Genomic DNA, 13,668 nt, shown 5'->3' on the forward strand with positions numbered 1-13,668 from the left:
TGCCTATTCCACAAAAAAAATTAGCTTTCTCTTAAACGGGCCCACTCGGAGTTGCAACCGCTATTTTAACCACCCAGCTGCACCTGTCTTTATGTCATAGACTTCTGTAAATCGCGATTTATGTAAAGCGGTTACAATGTATATTGTATACAATATATAAAATGCAGTCTGTCGAAAAAAATCGCAAACATAGACTACTTTTGTTTTCTTTTGCAAGAATGAGTCGAATCTAGTAAAAAGGCTCTATGGTTTTAATGTATTGAGTAAAAGAAAATCCTAGTTTATTAACAAATAGAGTTATATTAAGGAATAGAAACTTCAATACCTAGATGAGAAATTTACTTAATAGACCGGGTTACTTGATTGGTATACTCTGTCTCTGTTGATAGATAAAGATCGAAATAATTGAAAATTTCCTCTCTTATGCCTATAGTAAGCTATATGGCACAAGTAGAAATGGAGTGAGCTTCATGGATTTGAGGAGAAATTGGGCAGGGAATTTTCAATACAGCACGTCAAACTGGCACGAACCTGAATCTGTTGAGGAAGTCCAACAATTGGTTTCAACGTTAAAAAAGATGCGGGTGGTTGGAACACGTCACTCGTTTAATAGCATCGCCGATTCTAATGATAATATAATATCCTTGCAAAAAATGAATAAGGTCTTATCTATTGATCGAGAGAAGGAAACCGTGACCGTGGAAGCAGGCATTAGATATGGGGACCTTTGTCAAATGCTTCATCAGCATGGTTATGCCTTACATAATCTCGCTTCCCTCCCGCATATTTCAGTTGCTGGCGCTTGCGCAACTGCCACACATGGTTCAGGGAATCACAATCAAAATTTAGCGGCAGCCGTAAGCGCTATGGAAGTGGTCACAGCCGATGGCAGCCTTGTAACTTTTTCAAAGGAGAAATCAGAAGAGGAATTACATGGCGCAGTTGTTGGATTGGGTGGTCTCGGCGTTGTCACAAAGCTAACGCTGAATATCCTTCCCAGTGATCAAATGAGGCAGGATGTATACGAGAACCTTCCTTTAGCACAACTCGAAAATCATTTTGATACTATCTTTTCCAGTGCCTACAGCGTCAGTCTGTTTACAGATTGGCAGGATGATCGATTTAACCAGGTATGGCTCAAAACCAAACTGACCGATGATCAGACTTTCTCGTTTGGAGAAGACTTTTATGGAGCCAAAGCGGCTAAAGAAAGTCTCCATCCCGTACCAGGGGTTGGAGCAGAGAATTGTACCGCTCAGCTCGGTATTCCAGGGGACCCGGTTGATCGCCTGCCCCACTTTCGAATGGACTTTACCCCAAGCAAAGGTCAGGAGCTTCAAAGTGAATATATCTTGTCCCGCGAGCATACCTATGACGCTCTTTGTGCAATTAGTCAAATTCGTGAGCAAATCGCCCCTCTTCTGCTTATATCCGAAGTTCGGACCATTGCTCAAGATGAGCTTTGGTTAAGCCCTTCTTATAAGCAGGATTCCGTTGCCATTCACTTTACTTGGCAGGATAAATGGCAAGAAGTTCAACAAGTCTTGCCACTCATCGAAGCCCAGCTTGAGCCTTTCCAAGCCAAGCCGCATTGGGGAAAGCTCTTCACAACTTCACCTGACGCACTACAATCATATTACGAGAAAATGCCTGACTTTCAGCAGTTGCTTACAAAGTATGACCCGAACGGCAAATTCCGCAATACCTTTTTGAACAAATATATATTTAACGAGGGAAAATGAAAACGCTTGGAATGACGATCCCCCTATCCCTCAATACGATTGGGAAAACCAACTTTCAGCAAACAAATCAAAACCACCCTTGTGATAACTAACGGGTTATTTGTGAGGTGCAAAACCATAAATCACAATCCAATTCACAGCACAATTCACAGTATATATCACATAGAAAAAAGGGCTAGAGAATTCCATCTCTAAGCCCCTTTTTTTATTATCTTATTCCACTAAAGGATCTGTTAGTTCAAGAACACAAAATTTTAACTATTATCCAAAAGGCACTGAAAACGCTCAACCCCAGGATACTTTTCCCCTAAACTTGAGATTTAAATCCATATTTCTTATAGAAATTTACAGCCTCGTTATCAGTCTCTGCCAATACATAAGCTAATGAGTATTTTTCTAAAATAAAATTAATCATCTTGCTTTCTATGCTTTCTTTTCTACGGCTTGGTAATACTGCGATATGCCGTATCTCACACCGCTCTTGACCCAATAATTCAATTCCAATACATCCAACAATTTCATCTTCAATCATATAAGCAAATAGTTTTCTATTTGGCAATTCCATATATGCTCTATATTCTTGGTCGATGTTTTTTTCTGAAGTAGCAAAGGATAAAAGACTCCACACAATGGGTTGAATTTCTTTTGATTTCAATTCTTCCAAGAAGGCTCCTCCTTTAGTTGCACACAACAGCGACACCCTTACTCAACAAAAGCTCGCCGATAGTTTAACAACAATTGTTGTTTATATCAGCTTTATAAATATAATAATAAGTCGGAAAGTCTTTTAATACTGAGGTATTTCCTGCTTTCTTGAGAGTTTCGTCTTGAAAGAGCTAAAATTGACTGTATACTCATATTAGTGGCACTATCTAAGTTTTTTTCATAATCATCAATAAAAACCGTTTCACTTGCTGGTAGATTCATTACTCTGATTGCGTTTCAAAGATAACCGAACTAGGTTTGTATTCCCCAATCTCAAAATTAAATGTAAAATTGTCAAAGTAATCGTATATCCCTGCGTTTTTTAAGACTCTTATAATAGAAGGGTCTGTATCTGATATTACCCCGGCTTTATACTTTTCTTTTAATGCTTCAATTGTTTTTTTTAGCATCATCAAAAAACACATAATTGGAATCGTTATACACTCTATCATAAGCAATAATTTCAGCTTGTTGCATCGATAATTTGATTTCAGGTAGCATTTCAGAAAATTTTTTATAATAATTCGTATACCTTTCAAGTTCTTCGGATTCACTCTTGTATATTTCCTTTTTTAAGATTTCGTTTGCTTTTAAAAATGCTTGATTAAGTCTTTCCTTTGGTATTGAACGGAGAATATCAAGATTAATATATTGCAAAGCTTTCTCAGTTAATTTCCAATCGCCTGTGGCAGGATGAAAAATTGTCCAACCAAGATCGAAAAAAATGCCCCGTATAGGTTTCGTTAATTCCATTTTCAATCTCCCCCCCTGTTCATACATTAATACATTTTCTTCTTCAACTATTCTGACCGATATTTCAATAAGGAACGGCGATATCCTTATTAAATAAAAGCATTCGTTTGTTGAATAAGGATTACTTCTTAACAGATCCTCTTAAATTAACCAGGTTATTTGGATTTATTGCCCACTTGTTCATAAGTTCAATTTGCTTCTCTTTTAAATCCTCGTAGGGCTCAATAATAAGCTCAACTTCATTAAATCGTTCATCAAAAGAATTTGAACCTTTGAGCTTTCTATACCCACCAAACCCTTGTTCATCATTTAGTAACCACACAACTTTTTTTATATTTGCAAACAAAATACCGCCTGTACACATAGGGCAAGGTTCTAAAGAAGTATAAATTGTAAACTTCTCACGATTTACTTTAGCATCCAGAATAGCTTTACCCGCGTTTCTTATGGCATCTATTTCAGCGTGAGCTGTTGCATCTTGTTCAGGATGTACCCGATTCCGTCCTTTGGCAATTAAATTGTGGTTTTCGTCAACAATAACTGCCCCGATTGGATATGTATTTTCATTTAATGCCTGTACAGCTTCTTCTAGTGCTTTTTCTAAAAAATATCTATCTCTATCGCTTTTCATATCTCTTCCTCCCCTATGCAGTTTTCCGTTCTAAAACTGTACTTAACCTTAACTTTAACAAAAAAGGAGACATCTCCTTCTTGAAGAATAGCCCCCGTTTTGTACAAGAAGTGGATTATCCTTCAAACGGCAAAGGTTGAGTTCCATCGACATCGGTGAAGCCATATTTTCTTGCTAGTTCAGCCACCATTATTGTGTCACCAGAAAACTTAAATACTTTGTTGTCTGATGCCAATGCCACAACCGCACGACCTACATATGCTGTTGTTTCCGTTGCTCCATCCTCAGATCCAAAACCTGAATCTGTAACTCTTTCTGTCCTCATCCAACCAGGACAAACTGCAACCGCTGAAACATTAAAGTCCCTTAATTCCTTTGCCAGTCCTAATGTCATTCGATTGATAGCATTCATAGCCAAATCGTAGTATAAATTACTTGAAATTTTGTCCTTGATAAAAAATGTAATGTTAACAATTAGACCTTTTTGGTGTCGTTTCATAAGTGGTACAGCGTATCGAGCAGTCAGCAGATAAGCTTGTGGTCCAGCAACCATCATTGCATCCCAATGCTCTAGTGGTCGTTCCCAAAAATGCCGTCCATCTCCTGATGGTAGAGAACTTTCGGAACCACCAAATACACAATTGACTAAAATGTCGATACCACCGTGTTCCCTATCAATTTGATCAAACAGTTTTCTCACGTCATTGTCGTTTGTATGATCACATCGTATTGCGATTCCTTTACCTCCTCGTGAAGTGACACCATCGGCAGTTTCCTCAATGGTTTCTGGACGGTTATCGGTTGTTGCTCCTTGAATGCTCCTTCCAGTCACATACACAGTTGCACCCGCAGCACCAAGTTCATAAGCTATACCCCTCCCAGCTCCACGAGATGCACCTGTAACCACAGCAATCTTACCTTGTAATGGTTTTATAGCTAACTACCACCTTTCAAAATATGTGAAGCCTTCTATATTATCTTCCTTATACTTCAATGATAAAGGGCCATTCTCCTTCTTGAAGAATAGCTTCCGTTAGTTTAATAAGCCTAAAATCCTTTTATCTAAGTCCATCATCTTCCAGACCTTTTAGATAAATGGTTGTAAAGAATTCAAGAAAATATGTATTTTGGTCAAAGTATTTCTTAAATGAAGACAATACATCATCCTGAAACTGTCTATTTTCTACCCAAATTGACATTGCACCTAAATCGTTTGCCAACTGTTCTTTCACTAATTCAAGAGTATCATCTGTAAATGAATTACTGTGTTCCGCTAACCATTCGAACCATTCTTTTACCACATCATTAATAGGAGTTGGTTCTCCTTTTAAAACATATTCCTCTATATCGTTTAAGGCAATTGCAGTAAAATAATCCAAAGTAACCTCGGCAAAATTTCTTATATCCACTTGTAAGCACCTTCCCTCATTCCAATTATATTAGAATATTATGTTCATTCCTTATTGAACTATTCTGAGTCAGCCTTTAGCTCAATAAGAAAACAGCGATACCTTCTTGAAGTATCGCTACCTTTAGTTAAAAATCATAGTTCCTTTAATATCTCCTTAGCTTTAACATCAACTTCTTCTAATTTCTCACCTTCAGAAGGTCGTTCCGCTAATCTAATCAAGTCATTTTTAAGTGCCATTTTGGATTCAGCAGGAAAACGCTGCACTAAAACATCTAAACACCAATATTTCCATATGTCATCTTCGGTTTCAAATACTTTTCTGATATGTGGAGTTGTCTCATTTGGAAAATCCAAGAGTAAATCAGCTATTTTAGGAGCAATTAACCAATTCATATCCTGAATCCATTCAAGAAGTTTTGGCACAAGATAAATAATTTCTTCACGATCAAGTCCGTTTAATTTTTCTACACTACTGATGTCAAATTTATCTTTAGGAAGCAAAACCTCTAAATGTTCCATTTATGGACGACCACCTCAATACTGTTTTATTTTATCCTGCACTTATACAAATATATAAATCCTTATTCAACAAACGCTCTCGTTAGTGAAGTAGCGCAATATTCTATATTTTTAGCATTCATTATTTTCCTGTTTCTGGTTAAAAAATAAAAAGCATCTTTTCATTTTAGTGAAGAGATGCTTACTTTTAAATGAGACAAGACAGCCTTGTTCAACAATCGCTTATCGTTAGTTGAATATGAATTACTATTTTCCTTTATAAATTTTCACTTTATTACCAATTGCAACCTCAATAAAAACAAACAAAATTACAGCAATAATCTCAGTTTTATATGAAATTGTAATATTAGTCATTAAGCTATCAGCCACATATAAGGCAAGCCAAGTAAAGATGCCATCTATTATCATTCTTTTTATCAAAAAGAATTTTCCTGTTATTAAAAATTTAATGATTGGAGTTGTGACTAAATCAAATATAAAATCAAGAACGAAGAAAAATATTATGAACCTAATCAAGGCATATAAAGATGTATAATTAACGCCAAACAACTTGAAAAAACCAGTTTCACCAAGAATAATAATGCCAATGATAACGGTAATCGATAATATTATAAGGACAATTATCCCTATAACAACTATTATTTTTTCTAATAAGTTCATTCTATCGACTGGCAACTTATCATTATCCTGAGACAATTATTACACCACCAATAAAATCAGTTTCAATTCCTTTCTTGAATTTTTAGTGTTCACCATATTTATGGAACGCTTCCTTCTTCAACTATTCTGAACCTTGTTTGAAGAAGCGAAGGCGACAGCCTTGTTCAACATAAGCTCTCGTTAGTGGAATAACAATTTGCTTACAGCTCACCAATGTGACTAAGAATTAGAGCAATCGGAATAACAACTAAAATTATTAAAGAAAATAATATTACCATTAAAATCTTTCTAATTGATATTCTCCAAATAAGCCTCAAGCTACAAATGATGAAAACAACCATTACTACAAACGTAAGTAAAGTTCCTATTGGCTCAACTATTCCAAAAGTTCTTTGTATAAAGGAAAATCTTCCTGTAATGAAAAAGAAATTCTTAATAAGTACACCAAACATTATTAATGCTAACAAAAGAGATACAAAACCATATACCTTTCTAGTCAACAGTTTCCCCTCCTTTGAAGACTCCCTTTTTTTTGCAACATATTCGTATTCCACTCTTTTTCACTATACTGATCTTTAGTTTAAGCGAAATTATTCACATTATTTTTAATGGTTATAATATAATATTATATTAACATAAATATCCGAATACTCTGTGTAAACGCTTTATAATTCATGCTCAAAATCACAGCAAATTCACACACCCTACACAATAATTATTTCATCCTTGTGAATTGATATGCGACTTGTTAAGTGAATTATATATAAAAAGGTCAATAGGCTGATATTACAATAAAAATCGCACGGTGAAATTCATTGTGAAAGCCCGTGCGATTTGCCTTGATAGTTAGTTGTTTGCACCTCACAAGCGAACCCGTTATGATGATAACGATTGGTTTTGATTCTTGAGCGAACGGTGAGTTTCGTGGAGAAGCCAGGATTGCCCACCATTTTCCTTACGCACGCAGCCCTTTTTCGTGGGAAAGGCACTTTTACACACCAATAAAACTCGTTCGCGGTGAAAACCCTTATCCTATTTGACCCACTCGACAATGTCCTTAAGATTCTGCCGGGATTTTGGTCGTGGCTCTCTCACTCGATATCCAAAGGCGGCAAAGCAGGCGACACCAAAATGCTTCTCATCTAAAATGCCCTCTTCTTTAAGAACTTGAGTTACCTTATCCCGATCAAACCCCTCGATTGGACAGGAATCGATTCCCATGATCGCGGCAGTAGTCATCATATTACTTAAAGCTATGTACGCCTGTTTGCATGCCCAATCAAACATAGCCCGATCGCTTTCCATCAGTTTAAAATCGGATTCAGCAAAATTCTTATAGTTTTTATCAATTAACAGTTGGACGATCTCTTCTGGAATCTGATGGACCTCCCTCATCATATGAGAAACATAATCCGAGTCGTATTTGAGATCCGTCATGGTCCGGGCTAAAACTACCATAAAGTGACTGGCAGTCGGGGCTTGCCCCTGTGCTCCCCACGAGACATTTTTTAGTCTCTCCCGAATCTCTTGATTTTGAATGATGACGAACCGCCAAGGCTCAAGACCCACTGAGCTAGGCGATAACCTTGCTGCTTCTAAGATCAAGTCAAAATCTTCATCCGGAATTTTCCTCTCTGGGTCAAATTCCTTACAAGCATGGCGAAAGTTAAAGGCTTTTAATAAAAGATCCTTATTAGCATGACTATTCGTAAGCTTCATACAAACCTCTCCTTTAATTATAAGAAAAATCATCATTAGGATGTCTTTTCCCCGTAAGGATATTCTTATCTCTTGGAGCATTCTATCGCCAAAAAGGCCACTCTTTCAAGCAATCTGCCTTCAACCATTAAAAGAAAAAGGCCTCCCACAAGTTTCAACTTATGAGCGACCTCCATTTATCGGTTTCGTTCGCTTACTCTAATGCTTTCCCCTTCGTTTCAGGGATACAAATAAGCATAATGATAAGACCAATAGGGTAAATCAAGAAGATCAGTGACAAGGCACCATACAAACTGCCTCCTGTTGCAACTAATCCAATGATAACCGGACCGAAGCCGGCCAATCCCCGTCCTGTACCAAAGATAAAGTTCTCAGCTGTTGAGCGAGCTTCCGCCGGAAAGTTTTCAGCTAAGACGGCACCGATTCCGCCCATCATACCATTCACAAAAAATCCGAGCAATGCGCTACCCCATAATAATAACGTTTGATCATTAAATACGAAGAAATAGATCACACAATAAATGGTTCCACAGATATAATAGAGAGCAAATGTCTTTTTCCGTCCAATTTTATCGGCCAGGATTCCAAAAATGGTAATTCCGATTAACATACCAATCGTGGAAATGAGCATCCAACCGCTTGCTTTGCTCAAAGTATACCCATATTTATTAGCCAGAATGGTAGGCATCCATGTGAAGATTCCATAATAACCAAAGTTCTGAATGAAGGACATGAAGATCAAACCGATTGTCGTAACCGCTAATTTCCTATTGGCAAAAAGCTTTTTCAAAGGGAATTTTTTCAAGTTATCTAATTGAAGCTGTTCTTCAGCAGTTATTGTCTTTTGTTCGGCTTTTCTTAATAAGGTTCGTTTATTGAGATTAGATTGTCTCCACATTTCCGGTTCTTCTAAACTTTTACGTACAAATAAGGCTAGTAGTGCCGGAATTAATCCGACTAAAAAGACCGCTCTCCAGCCAAATGCCGGTACAATGAAGACGGGAAGAACGGAAGCCGTTAAAACGCCTACTTGCCAGCCCAAGGCAACAATGGAGGTGGCTTTTGCACGTTGATTTTTCGACCATGTTTCTGTAACAGCTGTCATGCCGATGCCAAACTCTCCGCCTACTCCCATTCCGACTAAGAATCGAAGGATTAAAAGCTGTGAATAATCCTGTGCAAAATAAATTAGCCCTGTCGCAACGGTAAATAAAAGAATCGTGTAGGCTAATGTACGCATTCTGCCAAATAAATCCGCAATAAATCCAAATAGGTAAGATCCCGCAAGCATCCCCAGTGTTGTCGCTAATGTCAGATTACCGCCTTGAACCGTTGAAAGGTGGAAGTCTCTTGTAATATAGACTAATACGAAAGAAATCAAAAGGAAATCCATACCTTCAGATCCATAACCTAGAACTGAACCTATTAATGTTTTAATGCGTTGTGATCTCGAAGAAACGGCTACACCTAACTGCTCAGGCTTGCTCAATGTCGCCATTATTATTCCCCCTAATGTCTTGGTCTACAGTCTCTTTGGAAGAATAACAAAAGCCTTCTCGCCGCATGACGAGAAGGCTTCTAAAAACATAATAGTCCTATTACTAGACTATATGCTTTAATCCGCTTCCTTCTCAGCCTCACAGGACTGGGTTAAAGGACTGTTTTAATTATATTAATCTTTACACAGGTTTCCCTTGCTGTCAAATGCAAAAATAGGAAATAAATAAAGGGATGACCGAGGGAACCTGAACTATTATTATCATTAAGAAAAATAAAGGAGAGTTGTCTCTTATAAAGGATAACAAGTGCAAATCTTGTGCAATCGTAGTAATATAAAAATATGTTTTTTTAAAATAAACATAAAATAAAGAGTTAGAAAGTTATTAAATTTGAACCGATTTCTTATTAGATTGAATTTAGGGATTCCAATTAGATGAAATTACCCTTTAGGAAAATAACGTCCCAGGCAACTTCAGCCTCTCTATTCCTAACCAAAAATCCTCTCCCTCCCCTCTTGCAGATTAGATTAATGAATGAAGGAAGGCTACGAACCATTAGATAGAAACAGGAGGCACCACTATGATTGAAGTAATAACATTTGCCGATATTATTTTGCGTTTACCAAGTGAAGATAATTACAAGGATTATATAACGAACCACCTGCAAAGCTTGAAGCCTAAAATACGGACCGAAGAGATCCTCTCCATTTCAAAGCCACATAAAAATGAAGAGAATTGGGCCATTGAAAGTAATATTTTAGCTCAATTTATCCTTAATATTCCGGAGAGGGAACCTGGACTTCGCGTTCAAGCTTATGTGGATGACATTATTCCTTTTTTAAAACGGCACATTCCAAAGTGCAATGAAGTATTAAGTACAAAAGTAGTGCAATTGAAAAGAAGTTTAGAAGATGAACGATAAAGCGTTGTTGCTTTATGAGCGATCATAAAAACTACGATATTTTTTTGGCGTTACCCCTTCGATTCTTTTGAATGTGGCGATAAAATGGCTGACATCATTAAATCCAACATCATGAGCGATGTCTTTTAATAACACCTCTTCCCCCGAAGATAAGCGCCTTTTGGCTTCGCGAATTCGAAGGTTTATAAGAAACGCATAGGGACTCATGTTGAATGTGGCTCGAAAAAGGGAGCTCAAATGCTGAGAACTCATACCAGCATAATCAGCAATCTCACGAAGGCCAATGTTTTCTGGATACATCACATCAAGCCATTGGATAATCGGTCGAAGCTTCTCATAGTTTTGCGAAAGTGAGCTTTGACCTTGATGGCGTCCAAATTTCTTTAACATGATTAGAAAACTATATAAATCTGCTGAGCTATCAAGACGAGCGAGTTCCGTTTCCTTCTCAACCCGGGCGAGCATCTCCTCCACTTTTTTAGAAAAAGGAAGTTTCTTTGTATCGACATATAATGAAGAAAAATTAATTTCCAGCGCGTTTAAAATCGACGTCACAACCGAACCGCCAAACGTCAAATAAAGTGTAGACCACTCACGAGTCTTTGCATAATAAGAATGCGGTGTATAGGGCGTCAATAAGATGCCTTTGCCGGGAGTTAAAAGATAATCGTCTCCATTAAAGGTGAAAATCCCCTCCCCTTTCACCGTTTGCAGCCAATGATAGTAAGGATAACCTTCTGGTCTGGCAAAATCTTCTTCACGAGGATTATAACCAATAGTATCAATAAAAACAGGAAGCGGTGTGCCCATTGACAAAAACGTATGTCGTTTCTTAACTTCTTCCATTTTTTCTCACCCCTCACCTTGTTTGTTCGTTACTTGTGAATGCTCTCGGAAGGCCTCTCTTGCACGCATCTCATAGAACTCCCTATAGTTTATAATAGTAAAAAGACGGACATCGCCTATACTTGAATGCGAGCGCCCGTCCTTTATTCCTAATCCCTTTTTAAGATTAACACTTCATACGGCTTAAGCTTGACCGTTCCGGAAACGACCTTATCGTTGATTAGTTCTTGATAAGAATTGCTAGCTGGAAGAGTAATAGTTGATTCCGATTCGTTAAAATTCATCACGAATGTATAGTTAGTTTTACCGTGAGAACGTGTTGAGACACTCACACCTTTTGGAAGTTCAGTCTCTAATGCCTTTGCCAACTCAAGATTCGAGCTTAATCTGTTATAAAAGTCATCAAGGAAACGCTGCTCATTTCGGGAAGCCATGTAGAAGGCTTGACCGCTGCCAAACTCATTCACGGTAACCGCCGGCATGCCTTTGTAATACTCCGACTGATACTCGGCAAGGACCGTAGCCGTTTCAACATGAATCACTTCACAGTAGTCACTTGCTGAATAACGCCCTTCACCAGACAGTTTACCCATGCCATGTGCTTCGTCCCCTGTAAATAGTAACTCATTGGTTTCTGAATCGTAAAGTGAATCAATTTCTTCAGCCCAAATACCAAGAAGCTTTCCTAGTGGGCCAGGGAATCCACCTAAGAAGGTCAAATCATTTTCGTTAACAATGCCGCTCCAGTACGTTGAAACAAGCGTTCCGCCGCCTGAAACAAAGGCTTCAAGGTTTTCAGCTACCCCTTGGCGAATCATGTATAACATAGGTGCCACAACAAGCTTATATTTTGAGAGGTCCGCTTCAGAGGCAACAATATCAACCGGAATGCCTTGCTTCCAAAATGCTTTGTAATGCGCCTGGCATGTTTCGATATAGTTTTTCTTTTCAAGTTTTAATCCTTGCAAATCATCAATTGCCCATTGATTTTCCCAGTCATAAATAATGGCAACCTCTGCATCAATGGTCGATCCAATGACCTCAGCTATTCTTTCTAATATCTCACCAATTTCAGCGACTTCACGAAAAACACGGGTGTTTTCATGGCCGGCATGATCAACCACAGCCCCATGGAATTTTTCGGAGGCACCTCGACCCTTTCGCCATTGAAAATAGAGATTCGAATCCGCGCCATGAGCAACAGCCTGCAGACTTGCCAACTTGTGCATATTAGGTCGCTTTGGCTTATTGACTGGATGCCAATTGACCAGGCTCGGAGTATTTTCCATAATCAAAAACGGTTGTTGTTTTAATGAACGATAAAGGTCGTGCATGAATGAAACGTCTGATGACAAGTCGGAAGTATCTTGAGTATCGTTGTGCCACGCTGGATACGTATCCCATGTAACGACATCGACCTCCTTGGCAAACTTGTGATAGTCGAGACCAAGAAACGGGCCCATGTGAGGATGATTCCCCATAAAGTTGGTTGTAACTGGAATGTCCGGTGTCAATTCGCGCAACGGCACGATTTCATTTTTATAAAAATCAATGGTTTGATCTGTGACAAATCGTTTCCAGTCTAGATTATGAGCATGAACAAAATTCTCCCCATGTGGAGCCGGTGATTCGATTTGTGACCAATCAGTATATGTGTGGCTCCAAAATGACGTCCACCACGCATGGTTCAAGTCTTCAAGCGTTCCATACTTAACTTTTAGCCAATCACGAAAAGCTTCCTGGCAGAGGTTACAATGACACTCGCCACCGTATTCATTAGACACATGCCACATGATGAGTGCCGGATGATCTTTATAACGATCAGCTAGGATTCTATTGATGTTTTGCGTCTTCTCACGATACACAGGGGATGTGTAGCAATGGTTGTGGCGTTGACCATGCAGATTTCGTTGTCGATTAGGCTGTACGCGAAGTACTTCTGGATATTTTTGCGACATCCATGCTGGTCTTGCTCCGCTTGGTGTCGCCAAAATAACATAAGCACCTTGTGCCGCAAGTCTATCCATAGTATTGTCTAACCATTCGAAGCTGTACTTTCCTTCTTCAGGCTCTATCGCACTCCAGCCAAAGATATTTAATGAGAAAGCATTGCAATGAGCAAGCTTCATAAGGCGATAATCTTCTTTAATTATTTCAGGATACCGCAGCCACTGGTCCGGGTTATAATCTCCGCCGTGTAAAAAAGCTTTGACTTTGTCCTGAATCGCTTTAAATTTAGTATTCATAGGTCCTCTCCTTGT

Annotated in this window: 14 protein-coding genes; 2 read left to right on the plus strand and 12 right to left on the minus strand. The window is 38.4% G+C overall.

What is annotated here, in order from left to right:
- The first annotated feature begins 470 nt into the window (after positions 1-470).
- Complete coding sequence (locus PU629_RS20355; RefSeq protein WP_275281848.1) at positions 471-1,742, plus strand: FAD-binding protein; 1,272 nt, start codon at positions 471-473, stop codon at positions 1,740-1,742.
- A 307-nt stretch (positions 1,743-2,049) separates the two neighbouring features.
- On the opposite strand, the gene PU629_RS20360 is transcribed toward PU629_RS20355, so the two are convergent.
- From PU629_RS20360 to PU629_RS20405, 10 genes are all read right to left on the minus strand, one after another.
- On the minus strand, positions 2,050-2,406 hold the full coding sequence (locus PU629_RS20360) for a GNAT family N-acetyltransferase (protein ID WP_275281849.1): 357 nt from the start codon (positions 2,404-2,406) through the stop codon (positions 2,050-2,052).
- Between the two features lie 431 nt (positions 2,407-2,837).
- Positions 2,838-3,200, minus strand: coding sequence for a hypothetical protein (locus PU629_RS20365; RefSeq protein ID WP_275281850.1), 363 nt, complete (start codon positions 3,198-3,200; stop codon positions 2,838-2,840).
- Between the two features lie 121 nt (positions 3,201-3,321).
- Positions 3,322-3,831 (minus strand): nucleoside deaminase, encoded by a 510-nt coding sequence (locus tag PU629_RS20370; protein WP_275281851.1) that lies wholly within the window; start codon positions 3,829-3,831, stop codon positions 3,322-3,324.
- Positions 3,832-3,946: 115 nt separating this feature from the next.
- Positions 3,947-4,738: an SDR family NAD(P)-dependent oxidoreductase gene (locus PU629_RS20375; RefSeq protein WP_481900462.1), complete on the minus strand. Its 792-nt coding sequence runs from the start codon at positions 4,736-4,738 to the stop codon at positions 3,947-3,949.
- Between the two features lie 151 nt (positions 4,739-4,889).
- Entirely contained in the window at positions 4,890-5,240 is a 351-nt protein-coding gene (locus PU629_RS20380) for a hypothetical protein (protein WP_275281852.1), read from the minus strand.
- 134 nt (positions 5,241-5,374) lie between these two features.
- On the minus strand, positions 5,375-5,761 hold the full coding sequence (locus PU629_RS20385) for a DUF5071 domain-containing protein (RefSeq protein ID WP_275281853.1): 387 nt from the start codon (positions 5,759-5,761) through the stop codon (positions 5,375-5,377).
- A 246-nt stretch (positions 5,762-6,007) separates the two neighbouring features.
- Positions 6,008-6,457, minus strand: coding sequence for a YrvL family regulatory protein (locus PU629_RS20390; RefSeq protein ID WP_275281854.1), 450 nt, complete (start codon positions 6,455-6,457; stop codon positions 6,008-6,010).
- Between the two features lie 164 nt (positions 6,458-6,621).
- Positions 6,622-6,921 carry a hypothetical protein gene (locus PU629_RS20395; protein WP_275281855.1) on the minus strand — a complete coding sequence of 100 codons (300 nt, stop codon included), beginning with the start codon at positions 6,919-6,921 and terminating at the stop codon, positions 6,622-6,624.
- A 532-nt stretch (positions 6,922-7,453) separates the two neighbouring features.
- Positions 7,454-8,140, minus strand: coding sequence for an NAD(P)H-dependent oxidoreductase (locus tag PU629_RS20400; RefSeq protein WP_275281856.1), 687 nt, complete (start codon positions 8,138-8,140; stop codon positions 7,454-7,456).
- A gap of 193 nt (positions 8,141-8,333) precedes the next feature.
- Positions 8,334-9,638 (minus strand): MFS transporter, encoded by a 1,305-nt coding sequence (locus PU629_RS20405; RefSeq protein ID WP_275281857.1) that lies wholly within the window; start codon positions 9,636-9,638, stop codon positions 8,334-8,336.
- Between the two features lie 581 nt (positions 9,639-10,219).
- On the opposite strand from PU629_RS20405, the gene PU629_RS20410 reads away from it, so the two are divergent.
- Positions 10,220-10,561: a hypothetical protein gene (locus PU629_RS20410; RefSeq protein WP_275281858.1), complete on the plus strand. Its 342-nt coding sequence runs from the start codon at positions 10,220-10,222 to the stop codon at positions 10,559-10,561.
- A gap of 12 nt (positions 10,562-10,573) precedes the next feature.
- Here the strand turns inward: PU629_RS20410 and PU629_RS20415 are convergent, their stop codons facing one another.
- On the minus strand, positions 10,574-11,407 hold the full coding sequence (locus tag PU629_RS20415) for an AraC family transcriptional regulator (RefSeq protein ID WP_275281859.1): 834 nt from the start codon (positions 11,405-11,407) through the stop codon (positions 10,574-10,576).
- Between the two features lie 149 nt (positions 11,408-11,556).
- Complete coding sequence (locus PU629_RS20420; protein WP_275281860.1) at positions 11,557-13,653, minus strand: beta-galactosidase; 2,097 nt, start codon at positions 13,651-13,653, stop codon at positions 11,557-11,559.
- Between the last annotated feature and the right edge of the window lie 15 nt (positions 13,654-13,668).

It is taken from the genome of Pullulanibacillus sp. KACC 23026 (assembly GCF_029094525.1).
In the GTDB taxonomy this organism is placed as follows: domain Bacteria; phylum Bacillota; class Bacilli; order Bacillales; family Sporolactobacillaceae; genus KACC-23026.

Bases quoted from the DNA above. Each gene is read 5' to 3' on its own strand.
- PU629_RS20410 (WP_275281858.1), top strand. From the start codon at position 10,220: ATGATTGAAGTAATAACATTTGCCGATATTATTTTGCGTTTACCAAGT.
- PU629_RS20370 (WP_275281851.1), bottom strand. From the start codon at position 3,831: ATGAAAAGCGATAGAGATAGATATTTTTTAGAAAAAGCACTAGAAGAA.
- PU629_RS20365 (WP_275281850.1), bottom strand. From the start codon at position 3,200: ATGGAATTAACGAAACCTATACGGGGCATTTTTTTCGATCTTGGTTGG.
- PU629_RS20420 (WP_275281860.1), bottom strand. From the start codon at position 13,653: ATGAATACTAAATTTAAAGCGATTCAGGACAAAGTCAAAGCTTTTTTA.
- PU629_RS20400 (WP_275281856.1), bottom strand. From the start codon at position 8,140: ATGAAGCTTACGAATAGTCATGCTAATAAGGATCTTTTATTAAAAGCC.
- PU629_RS20405 (WP_275281857.1), bottom strand. From the start codon at position 9,638: ATGGCGACATTGAGCAAGCCTGAGCAGTTAGGTGTAGCCGTTTCTTCG.
- PU629_RS20415 (WP_275281859.1), bottom strand. From the start codon at position 11,407: ATGGAAGAAGTTAAGAAACGACATACGTTTTTGTCAATGGGCACACCG.
- PU629_RS20355 (WP_275281848.1), top strand. From the start codon at position 471: ATGGATTTGAGGAGAAATTGGGCAGGGAATTTTCAATACAGCACGTCA.
- PU629_RS20385 (WP_275281853.1), bottom strand. From the start codon at position 5,761: ATGGAACATTTAGAGGTTTTGCTTCCTAAAGATAAATTTGACATCAGT.